Annotated in this window: 14 protein-coding genes; 7 read left to right on the forward strand and 7 right to left on the reverse strand. The window is 43.9% G+C overall.

Annotated elements, in window-relative coordinates; all coding sequences use genetic code 11:
* The first annotated feature begins 5 nt into the window (after positions 1–5).
* Positions 6–1,472, forward strand: a complete 1,467-nt coding sequence (locus AB4493_RS09490) for a sensor domain-containing diguanylate cyclase (protein WP_229647109.1) — start codon at positions 6–8, stop codon at positions 1,470–1,472.
* Between the two features lie 138 nt (positions 1,473–1,610).
* Here the strand turns inward: AB4493_RS09490 and dusC are convergent, their stop codons facing one another.
* Positions 1,611–2,567: a tRNA dihydrouridine(16) synthase DusC gene (gene dusC, locus AB4493_RS09495; RefSeq protein WP_017069187.1), complete on the reverse strand. Its 957-nt coding sequence runs from the start codon at positions 2,565–2,567 to the stop codon at positions 1,611–1,613.
* Between the two features lie 175 nt (positions 2,568–2,742).
* On the opposite strand from dusC, the gene AB4493_RS09500 reads away from it, so the two are divergent.
* Positions 2,743–3,363 carry a YecA family protein gene (locus tag AB4493_RS09500; RefSeq protein ID WP_017062164.1) on the forward strand — a complete coding sequence of 207 codons (621 nt, stop codon included), beginning with the start codon at positions 2,743–2,745 and terminating at the stop codon, positions 3,361–3,363.
* A 121-nt stretch (positions 3,364–3,484) separates the two neighbouring features.
* Here the strand turns inward: AB4493_RS09500 and dsbB are convergent, their stop codons facing one another.
* Both dsbB and nhaB read right to left on the reverse strand, forming a co-directional pair.
* Entirely contained in the window at positions 3,485–4,000 is a 516-nt protein-coding gene (gene dsbB / locus AB4493_RS09505) for a disulfide bond formation protein DsbB (protein ID WP_029235613.1), read from the reverse strand.
* Between the two features lie 427 nt (positions 4,001–4,427).
* Positions 4,428–6,020, reverse strand: a complete 1,593-nt coding sequence (gene nhaB, locus AB4493_RS09510; RefSeq protein ID WP_372154912.1) for a Na(+)/H(+) antiporter NhaB — start codon at positions 6,018–6,020, stop codon at positions 4,428–4,430.
* Between the two features lie 640 nt (positions 6,021–6,660).
* Here nhaB and fadR point away from each other — a divergent pair.
* Entirely contained in the window at positions 6,661–7,500 is an 840-nt protein-coding gene (gene fadR, locus AB4493_RS09515) for a fatty acid metabolism transcriptional regulator FadR (RefSeq protein ID WP_017062161.1), read from the forward strand.
* Between the two features lie 194 nt (positions 7,501–7,694).
* On the opposite strand, the gene AB4493_RS09520 is transcribed toward fadR, so the two are convergent.
* Both AB4493_RS09520 and metG read right to left on the reverse strand, forming a co-directional pair.
* Entirely contained in the window at positions 7,695–8,174 is a 480-nt protein-coding gene (locus AB4493_RS09520; protein ID WP_016783812.1) for a DUF1456 family protein, read from the reverse strand.
* Between the two features lie 221 nt (positions 8,175–8,395).
* On the reverse strand, positions 8,396–10,456 hold the full coding sequence (metG, locus tag AB4493_RS09525) for a methionine--tRNA ligase (RefSeq protein ID WP_017062160.1): 2,061 nt from the start codon (positions 10,454–10,456) through the stop codon (positions 8,396–8,398).
* A 157-nt stretch (positions 10,457–10,613) separates the two neighbouring features.
* Here metG and apbC point away from each other — a divergent pair, with 157 nt between their 5' ends.
* From apbC to AB4493_RS09540, 3 genes are all read left to right on the forward strand, one after another.
* Positions 10,614–11,690, forward strand: a complete 1,077-nt coding sequence (apbC, locus tag AB4493_RS09530) for an iron-sulfur cluster carrier protein ApbC (protein ID WP_136978358.1) — start codon at positions 10,614–10,616, stop codon at positions 11,688–11,690.
* A 257-nt stretch (positions 11,691–11,947) separates the two neighbouring features.
* The gene (gene udk, locus AB4493_RS09535) at positions 11,948–12,589 is read left to right on the forward strand and encodes a uridine kinase (RefSeq protein WP_004734002.1); all 642 of its coding nucleotides are present in this window, start codon (positions 11,948–11,950) and stop codon (positions 12,587–12,589) included.
* A 106-nt stretch (positions 12,590–12,695) separates the two neighbouring features.
* On the forward strand, positions 12,696–14,834 hold the full coding sequence (locus tag AB4493_RS09540) for an AsmA family protein (RefSeq protein ID WP_372154913.1): 2,139 nt from the start codon (positions 12,696–12,698) through the stop codon (positions 14,832–14,834).
* A 223-nt stretch (positions 14,835–15,057) separates the two neighbouring features.
* Here AB4493_RS09540 and cobO read toward each other — a convergent pair whose 3' ends face one another.
* Positions 15,058–15,663, reverse strand: coding sequence for a cob(I)yrinic acid a,c-diamide adenosyltransferase (gene cobO / locus AB4493_RS09545; protein ID WP_017062158.1), 606 nt, complete (start codon positions 15,661–15,663; stop codon positions 15,058–15,060).
* A gap of 84 nt (positions 15,664–15,747) precedes the next feature.
* Here cobO and AB4493_RS09550 point away from each other — a divergent pair, with 84 nt between their 5' ends.
* Positions 15,748–16,197, forward strand: a complete 450-nt coding sequence (locus AB4493_RS09550; RefSeq protein ID WP_017067202.1) for a low molecular weight protein-tyrosine-phosphatase — start codon at positions 15,748–15,750, stop codon at positions 16,195–16,197.
* Positions 16,198–16,311: 114 nt separating this feature from the next.
* Here the strand turns inward: AB4493_RS09550 and AB4493_RS09555 are convergent, their stop codons facing one another.
* Complete coding sequence (locus tag AB4493_RS09555) at positions 16,312–17,859, reverse strand: SulP family inorganic anion transporter (protein WP_017063477.1); 1,548 nt, start codon at positions 17,857–17,859, stop codon at positions 16,312–16,314.
* Positions 17,860–17,933: the final 74 nt, after the last annotated feature.

Genomic DNA, 17,933 nt, shown 5'->3' on the forward strand with positions numbered 1-17,933 from the left:
ATTATATGAAAGTAAATAGGCACTTTAGCCTAACCTTTGTTTTCGGGTTTCCCGCTGTGATCGCCGCGATGTTACTTGGCCTAATAGGAAAGAATCATTTTGACGCGGTAGAAAAAGATATCAGTAGTGAGTTTCATCGTATTGAAGATGTGTTCAAAAGAACCACAAAAGTGGCGACAGCCCTAGACTACAGCTTCTCCAACTATTATAAATCAGGAAACCCTCTCTTTCTTGATCACAACAAACATGTTGTGGATGGTCTTTGCCAAATCTGGCCTATTGATGTATTGCTACTTGCCGACGGTAAAACCTCAGACATTCCCTCTGTCGATATCGACTATATGCTAATCGGTCAAGAGTCTCTTTGTTCTGAAAGCAGTGATAGTTATAAGAGCGCGTCAGAAAAAATAGCGTTAGCTCCTATTCTTTCATTTTTATCCCAGCTTGATGAATACCATGCCGGCGTGCACTTTATTGATACGAGCGGCTATGTGATCTCTTCACCTGAAGGTTTTGCCAAAGGGCTGAGCAAAGAGTTACTCTCGACCATAAAGAGTCGTCCTTATTGGCAGAAAACAGCCAACAACCCTGACCAACTCACCCTTTCAGGCCCTGGTTATCGTTTTGATTCCCTTGACCGTATAATCAGTATGACGATCCCTGTATTCCATAAAGGCGTTCACCAAGGGATGCTGTCGGTGGATATTAATGCTGACAAGCTGCTCGCAAACTCGAATGAGCATCTTGCAGGTCGGATCGATATCATTGATACCACTTTAGCGACTCCGGTAGATTCTGCTGCTTTTTATCACGAGATCAAACTGGATGGTGTCTCGTCTCACCATGCGATGTATTACAAATTAGACATCGCGAAAGAGGTTGAGCACTTTTTCGTCTACGAGAAAGACAGCCTTATTGTTGCCATCATTGTGTATCTGTTCTCAGTAACCATCTTCTTCTACGTCAATTCCAATATTGAACGTGGTTACTTCAAAGATCTCGCAGCCAAAGACCCTATGACAGGGTTATTGAATCGTCGTGGCTTAGAAGCGTTCTGGCGCAGTGTAGAGCACGATCAACTGTTTGCATTAACCGTCTTCGATATTGATGATTTTAAGTCAATTAACGACACCTACGGCCACGATAAGGGGGATGATGTGATTCGTTATATGTCGCGTCAGATCAGCAACAGTATTCGAAGCAGTGACGTTGCAGCACGGTTTGGCGGTGAAGAGTTTGTCGTTTATATGAAAGGCGAAGATCGTGAAACTTTGATGAGAACATTAGAGCGAGTGAAGAATGCGATTTGTTCCACTTCAGCCGACATTATTCCAAATGGATTTACGGTGTCTGGCGGTGTCTGCATTGTTGAAACTGAGCAAAGTAAACTTAACTTCGATGAGATATTTAAGTACGCCGATGAAAAGCTGTACGTGGCTAAGACGACGGGTAAAGACCGTCTTGAATTTTAACCACGTTATTGAATCGATGCTTTGTATGAAAATGAAAATGAAAATGAAAGAGGGAAGAGCGAACGTGTCTACCAAGCAAAGCTTATTTGCACCGGTAAACACGTTTTTAGCGTTGGGTATTTAACCCTAAACATAATCTTAAACAGGTTGGCGGCGTTCTTCTTGATAACGCTGAAGGCGTTCTACAATCGGTGGCGCCTTTTTGAAAGTACGAATTTCTTTAAACAGTTCGTTCGCTTCAGGGTAGCCTTTACTTAGATAAACAAACCACTGCTTCACTCTATTGGGGTAGTACATGCCTTTGTCCCCTTTAATTTGAAACTCTGAATAGCGCAGCAAAAGTTCAATGACTTTATCCCACGGCATTTTCTGGTGGTTGTGCTTAACGACGTTACCAAGGTTTGGAATATTGAAAGCACCACGGCAGACCATTAATGAATCGACGCCTGTTGCTTCTATGCAATCTTGACCATCTTGATAGTTCCAGATCTCCCCATTAGCAATCAACGGCAGAGATGTTTTTTCTCTTATTTGATTGATGAAGTCCCATTTGATTTCGCTGGCTTTATAGCCGCCAACTTTGGTTCTTGCATGCACGGTGAGTTCGTCAGCTTTGGCTTGTTCGATGGCATCGACGATTTCAAAGCACTCTTCCGGATGCTCCCAACCTAATCGAATCTTTGCGGACACAGGAATGTGTGCCGGTACCGCTTCTCGACAGGCGTTCACCACTTGATAGATGAGCTCTGGCTCTTTTAGCAATGAAGCGCCACCATTACTTTTGTTGACCGCTTTTGCTGGGCAACCAAAATTAAGATCGATCCCTTTCGCGCCTAAGCTAGCAGCTTGAAAAGCATTCTCGGCCATCCAATTTGGGTGTTGCCCTAGAAGTTGGAGATGGATTGGCACACCAGCCATGGTCTGAGAGCCTTGATGTAGCTCAGGGCAAATACGGTGGAACACATGCGGGGGAAGAAGTTGATCTACGACGCGCACAAACTCTGTCACACAGAGATCGTAATCATTAATCTCTGTGAGAATTTCACGCATTAGGTGGTCTAGAACGCCCTCCATAGGGCCAAGTATTACGCGCATGTTGCTTTACCAAAACTGAATGAACCGAAAAATTCGAGGCGTGATTGTACGGTGTGCTTACAGAATTGTCACTATGAGTGTGGTGCATGTCTTAATGATGGTTTCGTCTCTTAATAGCGACATCTTTGGGAGGATGGCGTTATAATATCGAAAATGCCCAATATCCAGAGCTTTCATGACATATCAATTATTAAGCCTACCAGAATCAATCACTGACATTACTCCGCAGTTTATGGAAGGTGCAATCCTTGCCTCTAACTTAGCGACCAAACCACTCGATCCAGAAGAGTGGCTGGTTATCGTTGCGCCTGAAGCGGGTAAAGAGCTGGTAACAACGGTGACAGAACAGATTAATCGTCAGCACAACCTGATTCAGCGTAATGAATACCTATTAACAGACGTACTGGCTGAAGGTGACTTTAACGAACAGTTCGCTGATTTTTCTGAAGGCTTCATGATGGTTTGGCCAACAGTGGAAGAGCAGTGGCAGAGCGTGACAGTCGCGGATGGTACTCTGCGCATGTTGCAAGCGCTCTTAACCACCTTGATGCTTGCGATTGATGAAGAGCAAACTCAACAACAAATGATCGCTGCAGGGCTTACTAACCCACCATCGCTTGCCGATTTAGTGGGTCAAGTCGATCTGATGATCTCAGAAGTGGCAATGGCAGCGGATGAAGCTATGTTGGGCAATAAGTCCCAGAGCGTGAACCCGTTTAAAGACATTGGTCGAAACGACCTTTGCCCTTGTGAAAGCGGCAAGAAGTTTAAACAATGCTGCGGTAAAAGCAGCTAATCACGGCTTGTTGAGCAACTTAGTTTGTGTGAATAACAGACTCTCTTAATATGTTCAAAAGCTTAAGTAATAAAAAAGTCGACCTCGTGGTCGACTTTTTTGTTGTCCAAGTGTCAACGGCTTACTGCAAGTCCTTTTTCGACTTCACAAATTGAGAAATAACCACAATACCGAAAGCAACCAAGTTACCTGCAAAGATAATTACTAGCCACTGAGGCATAGAAAGATCGAAGAACTGCCACACAACCTTGCTACAATCGCCGTAAGCCTCAAACATCCACGGAGCCCATTGGTTTAAAGGCGCCCAGCTAGGGAAGGTTACGAATAAGTCGCAGGTTGCGAAAGGGGACGGATTGAACTGGTAATCGACGTGCTCTAAAGCAAGCATCAAACCTTTGTATGCGCCAAATCCCCAGCTAGCAAGGCCTAACCAGCGTGATATTGGGTTATTCGGGGCAATCGCACCAATCATGGCGGCAACACCGATAGCGAGCATAGCAACGCGCTCATAGATACACATCACGCAAGGACCAAGCATCATCACGTGTTGGAAGAAGAGAGCGCACGCTTCAAAAAAGACAATAAAAGCCAGCAGTAAAAGCCAAGATAAACGTCCCTTAGAGAAGTCTTTGATCATTGCTAAAAAGTTCACGAATTGAATCCTGTCTATAAAATAAAAAAGCCCTGATTACTCAGAGCTTTTTATCTTGGATAAGTTTCCTAATCAACTAATATTTTTGATTAGCTAGGGCGTGTTGACCTTTCGCGATTAAATTTTGTTCGAGATAAAAGCGTTTTAATCGCGGCGAGGGGGAAGTAGCCTAGTCATTCTAAGCAAATCCCCCTCAACAAAGAGTAAAACGCTTTTTGCGGGGGCGCCCAGCTCGAACCCTTCGGGCAGTGTTTGCTGGTCATTTCTACTACGTTATCGGCTTCTCATGTAGGCTAGCTACACATCAAAGCCTCTGCCTTGTATAAATACCCAGCAACTCGCTGCAAAAATCAGCTCGAAAGGTCAACACGCCCTCGACACACTTATTGTGGTTTGCGACACAATGTTTAGCTTAATGACCACCAGAGATAACTGGAGCAACGACTTCACCAGTGCGTTGAATGATCCAACCTGCATCATAGAACCATGCTGTTATTGGCTCTACGAAGAACACAATGCCTGCTAGGCCAACCAGTGCCAATACGATGGTGTATGGCAACGCCATGATAACCATGCGACCGTAAGACAATCTAATTAACGGAGCAAGTGCTGATGTTAATAGGAATAGGAATGCAGCCTGGCCGTTTGGCGTTGCAACAGAAGGTAGGTTAGTACCAGTGTTGATAGCAACAGCAAGTAGGTCGAACTGATCACGAGTGATGATGCCTTCAACCAGTGCAGTTTTCACTTCGTTAATGTAAACCGTACCGACGAACACGTTATCTGAAACCATCGATAAAATACCGTTGGCAATATAGAAGAGTGCGAGCTGTGCGCCTTTATCTTCAACGTGAAGTACTGCATCGATGACTGGCTTAAATAGAGCTTGGTCGATGATCACAGCAACAACAGCGAAGAAAACGGCAAGAAGTGCAGTAAATGGCAGCGCTTCTTCAAAGGCTTTACCCATAGAGTGTTCTTCAATAACACCCGTAAATGCTGTAGCTAAGATGATCACAGACAGGCCAATCAAACCTACTTCAGCAACGTGAAGTGCAAGGCCGACGATAAGCCAAACTGCGATTGCACTTTGAACCCATAGTTTTGCTACGTCTTGCTTTGTGCGGTTTGCACGTTCTTTGTTGTCAAACTCAACTAAGATTTGGCGAACATTCATTGGTAGTTGAGCACCGTAACCAAACACTTTGAATTTCTCGACAAGTGCACAAGTTAAAATACCGCAGAAGAAAACAGGTAGTGTTACTGGCAGCATACGGATGATAAATTCACCGAACTCCCAACCTGCTTGCTTAGCAATTACCAAGTTTTGTGGTTCACCTACCATGGTCATTACACCACCCAGTGCTGTACCCACACCAGCGTGCATTAGCAGTGAACGTAGGAAAGCACGGTAGTTTTCTAGGTCATCACGAGTTAGCTCTGAGATCTCTTCATCATGAGTATGATCGTGCGAAGACGTTGTGCCCTTGCCTGATGCAACCTTGTGGTAGATAGAGTAGAAGCCGACCGCAACGCTAATAACTACGGCGATTACTGTTAGTGCATCTAGGAATGCTGATAAGAAAGCGGCAGCAACACAGAAGGCAACGGAGAGTAAAATTTTAGATTGGATGCCAAGCAAGATCTTCGTGAAAATGAACAAAAGCAGTTCTTTCATGAAGTAAATGCCAGCAACCATGAATACGAGCAAGAGTAATACAGGAAGGTTTGCTTGCAGCTCGTGATAAACCATTTCTGGTTTGGTCATGCCAATGGCGACTGCTTGAATAGCTAATAGACCACCCGGTTGAAGTGGGTAGCATTTGAGAGCCATAGCTAGAGTGAAAATAAACTCAACCACCAATAGCCAGCCCGCAACAAATGGGTCAACTAGGAAGAAAACAAACGGGTTGATGATTAAAAAGGAAATGATGGCAAGTTTATACCAATCAGGAGCTTTACCAAGGAAGTTCTTGATAAAAGCGTTTCCGAGAGACATCGGCATGTTAATACTCTTTTATGTTGATTATGAATAGACAAGCAATACAACATTTTGAGAATCGAGCTATAGAAATTGTTAAAAACTATGACTAACAGTGACTTAGAAAAACTACATTCCATGTAATGTTCTGTGGTCTTGCCAAGTCACTCCCTTAGAAACTCAAGCACTGCTTATTTTTGAGCGCAACTTTACTCTTAGATAACATTTAGTCAACAGGAAAAGCCCTGTAGCCCTAAAAATACCTCTTTTTTGTTGAGAAACGCGATCAAAGTAGCGCAAGCATACCACTTAAAATGTGATAAAAACCGACTAGAATCAATATTTCAGCGAAATGATTGAAAATTACAGAATAACGACGGCTTATATATGATTATTACAACTTAATATTGCAAATTAATAGCTTTAAAAATATGACCAATACCATTGATTTTAAAGAAAAATTGTTGTGTTAACGGTTTGTTTAAATGGTGGTTTAGAGTCGCTTGCTTTACAAACCTGAGGTGCAAACGTGTGCTGAACTTTAGAGTTATAACTCTAACGGTGTTTAGGGTGAGTAAAATTTTTGAGGGTGTTTCCGCTAGGTGTGAACTAGTGGTATGATGAGTAAATTAGAACAGAATAATTAAATTGGATTGAAGTGTAGATGGTCATTAAGGCGAAGAGCCCGGCAGGATTTGCAGAGAAGTATATCATTGAAAGTATTTGGAATGGCCGTTTCCCTCCAGGTTCTATCTTGCCCGCAGAGCGTGAGCTTTCTGAGCTGATTGGTGTTACACGTACTACGCTTCGTGAAGTACTACAACGTCTTGCTCGTGATGGTTGGTTGACAATCCAACATGGCAAACCAACTAAAGTTAACCAGTTTATGGAAACCTCAGGTCTTCATATCCTTGATACGCTAATGACGTTGGACGTTGATAACGCAAGCAAAATGGTAGAAGACCTGCTTGCTGCTCGTACTAATATCAGCCCTATCTTTATGCGTTATGCATTCAAAGCAAACAAAGAAGCTTCAGAGCGTACTATCAGTAACGTGATTGAATCTTGTGAAGCGCTACTTGCGGCACCAACTTGGGATGAGTTCCTAGAATCGTCGCCATACGCTGACAAGATCAAACAAGCGGTAAAAGAAGATTCAGAAAAAGATGAAGCGAAACGTCAGACGATCTTAATCGCGAAGACTTTCAACTTCTATGATTACATGCTTTTCCAACGTTTGGCATTCCACTCAGGCAACCAGATTTACGGCCTGATCTTTAACGGTGTGCGTAAACTTTATGACCGTATCGGTAGCTACTACTTCTCTAACCCAGAAGCACGACGTTTAGCGATGGACTTTTATAAAGAGTTGTTCATTATCTGTGAAAGTGGCGAGCGCGAAACTTTGCCATTAGTGATTCGTAACTACGGTATCGCAAGTGCACAAGTTTGGAATGAAATGAAAACGACATTGCCGACGAACTTCACTGAAGACGACAGCTAAGCCATAGGTTTACTATTGTTGTTCCTGTTTAGTCAGTGACGTAAAGAAAACGAAAAAGCGGCGAGATAATTCAATTATCTCGCCGCTTTTTATTTATCTGTCGTTACTAGAAAATTATCAGTGGGTCAGTTACTTACCTATGACGAGTAATTTATCTATGTGTAGCAACTTAAAATTTATCTAGGAGTAGTAACTTAACCCGTAAACTCTTCTGAGTCTGGACGGTTGGTAAATTGCACACCGTTTAGAAAATCGCAAAGTAGTTGGTCTTCACACACTTTGTAGTTTTTGTTTTCTGGCTTGCGGAAGTAAGCGCCGATTTCGTACTTGCTCAAGCTAATGCCAACCACTTCTAGTACGTCCAAAACATCTTCTGCTTTCATGTTCAATGCGATACGAAGCTTCATGAAGATCATGTTGTTCGTCAGTGCAACTTCAGGTTTAGGTTGCTCGCCTTCTTTTTTGCCACGCTTAAGGTTGATGAAACCATTTAGGAATACCGCTAACTCTTTATCTTTCATCTTAGAGCATGACTTGTCGTTGTCATCTTTTAGCCAGTTAATCACTTGGTCATGAGCAACAGTCACATCAGCTTGTTCGATAGCTTTGATGATTTGTGCATTTTTAAGGTTTAGTGCGTGTTGAATACGACGCAAGATTTCGTTGTTAGTCACTGGGGATTCCTAAAAAGGGTTTTAGAGTAAAGAGGTGTTGGTTTAGCCTATTTTTGTCGACGAACCAATTTCTACTCTACATAGCATAGTTGACGGCGACTCTAACAGAGAACGCTAATTTTCGGTAGATATAAAAAATCCCCAATGCTGATTAACTCTTTCAAGTCAAAAATGCATTAGGGATTTAGTGATGGGTGCTTGTTATCTGACTGGAGTCAGAATTACATTACACGCATACCAGGTTGAGCACCTTCGTGTGGCTCAAGGATCCATAGGTCGCTGCCGCCAGGGCCCGCTGCTAGGATCATGCCTTCAGACATACCAAACTTCATCTTACGAGGTTTTAGGTTTGCTACCATTACAGTTAGCTTGCCTTCTAGCTCTTCAGGTTTGTATGCTGATTTGATACCAGAGAATACTTGGCGAGTCTCACCACCGATGTCTAGTTGGAACTTCAGTAGTTTGTTCGCTTTTGGTACTTCTTCACAAGAGATGATACGAGCGATACGCATGTCTACTGCTGCAAAGGCATCGAACTCAATCTCGTCTGCGATTGGCTCTTTGTCTAGCTCAGTTTGGCTTGCTTGCTCTTTTTCAGCTTCTGCTTTTTCTTTCGCTGCTGCTTCAGCGGCTGCATCTTCTTTAGAAGACTCAACCATTGCTTCCACTTTCTTAGGGTCAATGCGGTTGAATAGCGCTTTGAACTTAGTGATCTCGTGATCAGTTAGCGGAGTAGCAATCGCTTCCCACGTTAGCTCTTCGTTTAGGAAAGCTTCAGTGCGAGCTGCAAGCTCTGGCATCACTGGTTTCAGGTAAGCCATCAGTACGCGGAATAGGTTAATACCTACAGAAGAAACTTGTTGAAGCTCAGCTTCTTTGCCTTCTTCTTTTGCAAGAACCCAAGGCGCTTTTTCGTCGATGTACTGGTTAGCTTTATCCGCTAGTGCAGTGATTTCTCGGATAGCACGGCTGAATTCACGAGTTTCGTATAGTTCACCGATACGCTCAGCAGCAGCAACGAATTCGTTGTATAGCTCAGGCTCTGCAAATTCAGCAGCTAGCTTGCCTTCAAAACGCTTAGTAATGAAGCCAGCGTTACGAGAAGCTAGGTTAACAATCTTGTTTACTACGTCAGCGTTTACACGTTGGGTGAAGTCTTCAAGGTTAAGATCTAAGTCATCGATGCGGCTGTTTAGTTTCGCAGCGTAGTAGTAACGTAGACACTCAGGGTCTAGGTGGTTTAGGTACGTGCTTGCTTTGATGAATGTGCCTTTCGACTTAGACATCTTCGCACCGTTCACTGTTACGTAGCCGTGTACGAATACGTTGTTTGGCTTACGGAAACCTGCGCCGTCTAGCATTGCTGGCCAGAATAGGCTGTGGAAGTAAACAATGTCTTTACCGATGAAGTGGTAAAGCTCAGTTGTGCTGTCTTTCTTCCAGTATTCATCGAAGTTTAGATCGTCACGTTTGTCACATAGGTTCTTGAAAGAAGCCATGTAGCCAACAGGTGCGTCTAGCCATACGTAGAAGAACTTGTCTTTTTCGCCTGGGATTTCAAAGCCGAAGTAAGGTGCATCACGTGAGATATCCCACTGTTGCAGACCAGACTCAAACCATTCCTGCATTTTGTTTGCAGTTTCATTCTGTAGAGAGCCAGAACGAGTCCACTCTTTAAGCATGCTTTCGAACTGAGGTAGGTCGAAGAAGAAGTGCTCAGAGTCTTTCATTACTGGAGTTGCGCCAGAAACCGCTGATTTAGGGTTAATTAGCTCAGTTGGGCTGTATGTCTCACCACAGTTATCACAGTTATCACCATACTGGTCTTCTGACTTACACTTAGGGCAAGTACCTTTTACGAAGCGGTCTGGTAGGAACATCTCTTTCTCAGGATCGAAAAGCTGAGAAATAGTGCGGCTAGAAATGAAGCCGTTCTTTTTAAGTTCTAAGTAGATGTGAGAAGCCAGTTCACGGTTCTCTTCGCTGTGTGTGCTGTGGTAGTTATCAAAGCTGATATCAAAGCCAGCGAAGTCTTTTTGGTGCTCTTCACTAACAGCAGCGATCATCTCTTCTGGCGTGATACCCATCTGTTGAGCTTTAAGCATAATTGGCGTGCCGTGAGCATCGTCAGCACAGATGAAGTTTACAGTGTTGCCACGTAGACGCTGGTATCGAACCCAGATATCAGCTTGGATATGCTCAAGCATATGGCCAAGGTGAATAGAGCCGTTAGCGTACGGAAGCGCACAAGTTACCAAAAGTTGTCTTGGATCAGTTGCCATACTTAATAATTCGCTTTTTTGATAGGTATAAATTTGAGAGGTAATACTACTTTATAACGTGTGATACGCCAAGGTATCAGACTAAGGATTCCCCTAGTTTTTTAGGGGTTCAGTCTTCATCTCGTGGGTGATAGCATAAATAAAAAAAGGAGTCCCAATGCGTAACTTTACTTCTAAGCAAGATTTCTGTTCATGGTTGAATGAGTTCGAGTCACCAATCCTCATCCCAGAGTGGGCGCTACACCAAAATATTGTATCGGTTGATCCGCGTGGATCATTTGTTATCACCTTACCTTTTGCCGCTAATCAGCTTGCGGTTGAATTGGAACAGTGGATTCACTCTCAGATTGAACAACAGCTTGTTAGCGCTTTTCAGTTTGAAGTGAAGGTGAAGCCGTCTGCGTTAGAAACCACGGTTGCGACACCATTGAAGGGGGTGAAGAACATCATCGCCGTGACATCTGCAAAGGGTGGGGTGGGTAAATCGACCACTTCAGTCAACCTTGCTTTGGCTTTATCTAAGTCTGGTTCAAAAGTGGGTTTGTTGGATGCGGATATCTATGGTCCTTCTGTACCTATGATGCTTGGCCAATTAGATGCGAAACCAGAAGTCCAGAATAACAAGTGGATGATGCCAATCGAAGCGCACGGTATTTTCACTCACTCTATCGGTTATCTTGTGTCGAAAGATGACGCTGCGATTTGGCGCGGTCCAATGGCGGCCAAGGCTTTAGGTCAGCTTGTTAACGAAACCGTATGGCCAGAGTTGGATTATCTAGTTATTGATATGCCACCGGGCACGGGCGATATTCAGCTGACGTTATCGCAACAGATCCCAGTGACCGGGGCTGTAGTGGTGACCACTCCTCAAGATTTGGCGCTAGCGGATGCACGTAAAGGCGTAGCGATGTTTGATAAGGTGAGTGTGCCAGTCGCAGGCTTAGTTGAAAACATGAGCTATCATATTTGTAGTCACTGTGGTGAGAAAGAGCATATCTTTGGTGTTGGTGGTGCCGAAGCTATGTCAGAAGAGTTTTACCTCGATATTTTGGCACAGATCCCTCTTCATATTGATGTGCGAGAAGATATCGATGCAGGTTGCCCGACGGTGATTCGTCGTCCAGATAGTGAACATACACGTCACTACTTAGAGCTTGCAGAGAATGTGGCTGCGAAGATGTTCTGGACCGGCAAGGCGAGACCAGAAGCGATTAACTTTTCTTTGGTTGAATAGCGAAAGATAATCAAAAAGTTGTGTTAATCATGTTGGATTAGATAAATAGCGGTTGGATTTAGGCTGATAGCCATTGGGGTTGTGCAAATAGTTGTAGGCAAGTTATTTGAAAGCAAACGATTGCATTCATTAAATGCATTGATATCATCAATTTGACTGCAATTAGCTAAAATGGCGACTAGAATCTATGTGCTTTAGCCCCTATAATCAGGCGGTTTATCTCTTCCCACCACCAAACCATATCGGGTGCAAAATTAATGTCTGATAATAATCAATGTGTCATCGTAGGTATCGCTGGCGCTTCAGCTTCAGGAAAAAGTCTGATTGCTAGTACAATTTATAATGAATTGCGCGAAAAAGTAGGCGACCATCAAATTGGTGTTATCACGGAAGATTGCTATTACAGCGACCAAAGCCACTTGAGTATGGAAGAGCGTGTTAAAACTAACTACGATCACCCAAATGCACTAGATCATGATCTTTTATGTGAACATCTACAGCAGCTAATGAGTGGCAACGCCGTAGAAGTTCCTGAATACAGCTACACAGAGCACACACGTACTTCTGAAACGACTACACTTACTCCAAAGAAAGTGATCATTTTAGAGGGTATTCTGCTTCTAACAGACCCGCGTCTTCGTAAACTAATGCACGCAAGTGTGTTTATGGATACACCATTAGACATCTGTCTATTACGCCGTGTTAAGCGTGATGTAGAAGAGCGTGGTCGTACAATGGACACTGTACTTAAGCAATACCAAGAAACAGTACGTCCAATGTTCATGCAGTTTATCGAGCCTTCAAAACAACATGCAGACATCATCGTTCCTCGTGGTGGTAAAAACCGTATTGCGATTGATGTGCTAAAAGCGCACATTGCGAAGTTGTTGAAGTCTTAATCGAATAAAATTTTGCCTAAGTGACTCACTTAGCTTTATTTTTTACCGAATCAGTGGCACTTTTATAGTGCCACTTTCTTTTGGAATCTAAGCAAGGAATATGCGGATGAAGAAACTACTCATTTTCATAGCTGTACCAGTGTTTGTTGTCGTTGCAGCAATTCTGGCACTAGTGCTGTTAGTGAATCCCAACCAATTTAAGCCATTAATTGTCGAACAAGCCCAAAAACACACAGGCCTAGAGCTAGTGATCGAGGGTGATATCAGCTGGCAATTCTTCCCATCCATTGGCTTTGAACTTGGTCAAACTGAATTACGCAACCCTGAAGGTTTTAGGCAACCTAACCTATTTAAGGTTGATACCGTTGGCGTTGACGTTTCGGTTACTCCGCTATTTAGCAACCAACTAGAGATCGGCAACATTACTCTAGATGGTGCAGAATTCTATTTAGAAACGCTTAAAGATGGTCGCAAGAACATTGATGCACTAACGCAAGCGTCAGCGCCTCAAGAATCTGAGCCTGCAGCAGGCACAAGTTCTGAATCAGCGCCTGCCCCTCAAGAGCAAACTACCACAGACGCATCGGGTTGGACGATCAACCTTGCAGGCGTAACTGTATCAAACGCATTGTTTGAAATGGACGACAAGCAAGCGGGTTCATTCACTAAGCTATACGATGTGTCTTTGAATCTTTCTGAGTTTGCCGTTGATACATGGACAACCGCGACATTTGCGGCTTCTGGTGAGAACAATCAACAGAAGTTCTCTGCACAAGGCAGTGCAGAATTCAAATTAGCTGAAGGCTTTGCAAGTTACGCACTTCGTAATATCGACTTAAACGCTAAGTTCAATGATCCAGCGACGTCGATTGAGTCAGCAAAAATTGGCTTGAATACGTTTGAGTTCGATAAGGTAAACCAACTGACTTACGCTGTAATCGGTAATGCAGCTGGCCTTGACCTTGATCTTAAAGGTGGCGGTGAACTTACTGTTGATAGCGCGATTTCAAAAGTAACGCTGAACAAGTTAACGTTAGACTCAACATTCAAAGGCGACACGCTTCCTCAGTCTCCAATGAAAGTCGACATGCTGTCTGACTTAAGCTTCGATCTTAACAAGAGCCACCTGAGCTTTGTGTTAGAGAAGCTACAAGCTAACGCTATTGCATTAGACGGTAAAGCAGACGTAATCCTATCTGAAATACCAAAGGTTCGTTTCTCTCTTCATAGCCCGAATATTGATTTAGATGAATTCTTAGGCTTAGGCAATACAACAGAAACAGCGAGCACAGCGCCTTCTGGTTCTGCTGGTGGTTCAACGTCAAGTTCTGGTAGTTCAGATCCAGCTAAAGAAGTGGAACCTGATCTGTCGGCTCTGAAAACGTTAGACGTGAAAGGTGACATCACGATTGATAAGTTCAAGGCGAACAACGCGAAGATGCAGAATGTTAAAACCGCATTTTCGGTTAACCGTGGTATCGCAGAGCTAACCTCATTCACCTCGAATCTTTACCAAGGTTCTATTTCTGCTACTGCAAAGTTAGACGCTCGTAAAACACCAGCGACTTACACGGCTAAGAAGAAAATCAAAGGCGTGAAAGTACAACCGTTACTGGTTGATGTTGCAGATAACGATATGCTGGAAGGTACCGGTAATATTGATGTCAACGTGAAAGGTAAGAGTCTAACTCCGACGGGTATCAAGAAAAACCTAGTCGGTACTATCGCGATTAACTTTGAAGATGGTGCAGTTAACGGCATCAACGTAGCTCAACTGATTCGAGAAAACTACGCTAAGATCAAGGGCGAGAAAGTTGAAAGCACAAATGAAGCTCAAAAAACGGACTTCAGTGCAATGAAAGCGACGCTGAAAGTGGATAAAGGTTGGGTTTCAACTAACGACTTATCAGCACAGTCGCCACTGTTACGTGTGACAGGTCAAGGTAAAGCAAACTTCATCAATGAAACGGTCGACTTCCTTGTGCGTACATCAATTGTGGGTTCACTTGAAGGTCAGGGCGGTAAGAGCATCGACGACCTGAAAGATGTGACTATCCCAATTAAGGTAACAGGTCAGTGGGCAGCCCCGAAATTTGCACTTGTTTTTGATGATGTATTGAAACAGAAAGCACAGAAAGAAATTGATCGTGGTTTAGAAAAGTTAGACGAAAAGTACGGTGACAAGATCAAAGATGAGAAAACAAGAGACGCAGTAAACGGTCTACTAAAAGGTTTGTTTAACTAGTCTTCATCTCATTTAAAAATGAACAAAGCGCCACTCCTGTTGTAGGAATGGCGCTTTTTATTTTTGGCTCGATAATACTCAAGAGAGATTCCCTATGACACTCGTCCCTCGCTCTAGGGAATGACGATAGGCCGTCGTCCTTTGTTCAAGAGCGTAACGGCCTAGTGGTCGTCATCCTCGAGAGGGAAGAATGACCGAGTCGGGGATCTCTGGTTGAAGGTGATTACCAGTCAACGCCTTGTAGCGCTTTAACACCAGATTCAAAAGCGTGTTTCACATTGCGAACTTCAGATACTGTATCTGCTATCTCAGTAAGAGTACGGTGCGCGCCACGACCTGTAATGATGACAGACTGCATCTTCGGGCGGTTATTCAACGCCTCAACCACTTCATCGAGTTCGATGTAACCGTAGCTAACCATGTAAGTCAGTTCATCAAACAGAATCACATCGATCGACTCATCAGCCAGCATGCGTTGGCACTCTTTCCATACACGCTGCGCAGCTTCAATATCTTGCGCTTTGTTCTGAGTTTCCCAAGTAAAGCCTGTGCCCATGACTTGGAACTCGACATCAAGCTTTTGCAGAACGTTTTTTTCGCCGTTATCCCAGGTACCTTTAACAAACTGAGCAACGGCGCATTTCTTACCATGACCAACTGCACGTGTAATCGTACCAAAACCGGATGTTGATTTACCTTTACCGTTCCCCGTGATGACCAGCAATAGGCCTTTTACTTCTTGTGCTGCAGCGACACGTGCATCGACTTGTTCTTTTACTTTCTGTTGTCTTGCTTTGTGGCGTTGTTCTTTGTTGTCTTCAGTCGACATAACAAATCCTTTTAAGTTGTGATTGCGTCTATCATAGCCTAACTTAACGATAGCAAAAACCATCGGAAGAACAGGTGATTAGGGATGAAAAAGATACTCGTAGTTTGTATGGGGAATATTTGCCGCTCGCCAACAGGTGAAGCGGTGCTAAGGAAGAAAGCGCAACAGCTGGATATTGATGTTGTGGTCGACTCTGCGGGGACGATTGGTTTTCATCAAGGCAACCCGCCAGACTCGCGATCCAAATCTGCAGGAGAGAAGCGAGGCTACAGCTTTAAGGGGATTACTTCTCGTAAAGTGGTAGATAATGACTTCGAAGAATTTGACCTGATACTCGCGGCCGATAGGGCGAATTTAGACGACTTAATGAGCCAATGCCCAGTTCACCTCCAATACAAGCTCGCATTATTTTTGAGCTTTGGAGAGTCACAATATCAAGAGATCCCCGATCCGTATTATGGTGAGGGAAATGGTTTTGAATTGGTGTTGGATTTAATCGAAGAGTCTAGCGAAGCGATACTGCGTTCGATGTAGTGTAGGAACAATGTACGTCGTTTTGTTATCAGCGTAAGGGCTGACCGATAGGTATAAAAAAGGCCGACATTGAATGTCGGCCTCTCTAAATCTAACTTAAAGCTACAGCTAAGATTACTTAGACATTACTTTGTAGATTGGGTCTTCTGCAACGTTCGCTTCAACTAAGCTACCTGCTTTGTGCAGCATAGCAACACAGTCTTGGCTTAGGTGGCGAAGGTGAAGTGTTTTACCTAGCGCCGCGTAACGGTCAGCAATCGTGTCGATCGCTTCAATTGCAGAGTGGTCAGTCACGCGTGAGTTTGCGAAATCAACGATTACATCTTGTGGATCGTTGTATGCGTCAAACAACTCTAGGAAGTTAGCCGTTGAACCAAAGAAGATTGGGCCGTTAACTTTGTACTCTTTTGAGCCTTCAGCGTTTACTGATGTATCTGCGTAGATGTGTTTAGCATGTTGCCAAGCAAACATTAGCGCAGAAGCGACAACACCAACACCTACTGCCACAGCAAGATCAGTCAGTACTGTTACTACGGTAACAAGAACGATAACGAAGAAGTCTTGTTTAGGAACGCGACGCGCAAGCTTGAAGGTTGCCCATTCAAATGTGCCGATAACAACCATGAACATTACGCCCACAAGTGCTGCTAGAGGAATCATTTCAATCAGTGCAGAACCGAACAGGATGAACATCAGTAGTGCAACTGCGGCGACGATACCTGAAAGACGACCACGACCACCTGAGTTTACGTTGATCATCGATTGACCGATCATCGCACAACCACCCATCGCACCGAATACAGAACACGTTACGTTAGCCATACCTTGACCAACACATTCACGGTTAGATTGACCACGAGTGTTTGTCATTTCATCTAGTACTGTCAGTGTCAGTAGAGACTCGATCAGGCCGATAGCCGCAAGGATAATTGCGTACGGTAGGATGATCTGTAGTGTCTCAAAAGAAAACGGAACAGCAGGAATAGAGAACGTTGGTAGAGAACCCGCTAGCGTTGCAGCTTCGTCACCAGACATTGTACGTAGGAAGTCGACAACAGTGCGAGTTTCAAGGTCAAGACCCACAACCAAAGCCGTTACTGTAACAATAGCAACTAATGAAGATGGTACTGCTGTTGTTAGCTTAGGTAGGAAGTGGATGATAGCCATTGTAAGGGCTACTAGACCTAGCATTAGTGTCATTTGACCGCTTGGTAACCAAGTCAACGCACCTGTTACGTCTGGCGCTTTAAATTGACCAAGTTGAGCTAGGAAGATAACAATGGCCAAACCGTTCACGAAACCAATCATTACTGGGTGTGGAACGATACGGATAAATTTACCTAGTTTAAATACACCTGCTGCAATTTGCAGAAGGCCAGCCAGCATAACGGCTGCGAATAGGTATTGAACACCATGGGTTGCCACTAGGCTCACCATTACAACGGCCATTGCGCCGGTTGCGCCAGAAATCATACCTGGACGGCCGCCAAAGACAGAAGTGATTAAACCTACGATGAATGCTGCATAAAGACCAACCATTGGGTCAACGCCAGCAACAAAGGCGAATGCTACAGCTTCAGGTACCAGAGCCAGGGCTACTGTAAGACCTGAAAGCACGTCATTCTTTACAGAGTGCTTTGAAAATTGTGGGAATTCGAACATGTTTGCTCAGCTATGCTTAAGATGGATTTACCGACACGGGTGTATTGCGTAGCCAAACAGTGATGGAAAAGAGC

This window comes from Vibrio sp. 10N.222.55.A1, from assembly GCF_041473835.1.
GTDB lineage: Bacteria > Pseudomonadota > Gammaproteobacteria > Enterobacterales > Vibrionaceae > Vibrio > Vibrio crassostreae_C.

Coding starts and splice junctions, on each gene's coding strand:
- AB4493_RS09490 (WP_229647109.1), top strand. CDS start 6: ATGAAAGTAAATAGGCACTTTAGCCTAACCTTTGTTTTCGGGTTTCCC.
- dusC (WP_017069187.1), bottom strand. CDS start 2,567: ATGCGCGTAATACTTGGCCCTATGGAGGGCGTTCTAGACCACCTAATG.
- AB4493_RS09500 (WP_017062164.1), top strand. CDS start 2,743: ATGACATATCAATTATTAAGCCTACCAGAATCAATCACTGACATTACT.
- dsbB (WP_029235613.1), bottom strand. CDS start 4,000: ATGATCAAAGACTTCTCTAAGGGACGTTTATCTTGGCTTTTACTGCTG.
- nhaB (WP_372154912.1), bottom strand. CDS start 6,020: ATGCCGATGTCTCTCGGAAACGCTTTTATCAAGAACTTCCTTGGTAAA.
- fadR (WP_017062161.1), top strand. CDS start 6,661: ATGGTCATTAAGGCGAAGAGCCCGGCAGGATTTGCAGAGAAGTATATC.
- metG (WP_017062160.1), bottom strand. CDS start 10,456: ATGGCAACTGATCCAAGACAACTTTTGGTAACTTGTGCGCTTCCGTAC.
- apbC (WP_136978358.1), top strand. CDS start 10,614: ATGCGTAACTTTACTTCTAAGCAAGATTTCTGTTCATGGTTGAATGAG.
- udk (WP_004734002.1), top strand. CDS start 11,948: ATGTCTGATAATAATCAATGTGTCATCGTAGGTATCGCTGGCGCTTCA.
- AB4493_RS09540 (WP_372154913.1), top strand. CDS start 12,696: ATGAAGAAACTACTCATTTTCATAGCTGTACCAGTGTTTGTTGTCGTT.
- cobO (WP_017062158.1), bottom strand. CDS start 15,663: ATGTCGACTGAAGACAACAAAGAACAACGCCACAAAGCAAGACAACAG.
- AB4493_RS09550 (WP_017067202.1), top strand. CDS start 15,748: ATGAAAAAGATACTCGTAGTTTGTATGGGGAATATTTGCCGCTCGCCA.
- AB4493_RS09555 (WP_017063477.1), bottom strand. CDS start 17,859: ATGTTCGAATTCCCACAATTTTCAAAGCACTCTGTAAAGAATGACGTG.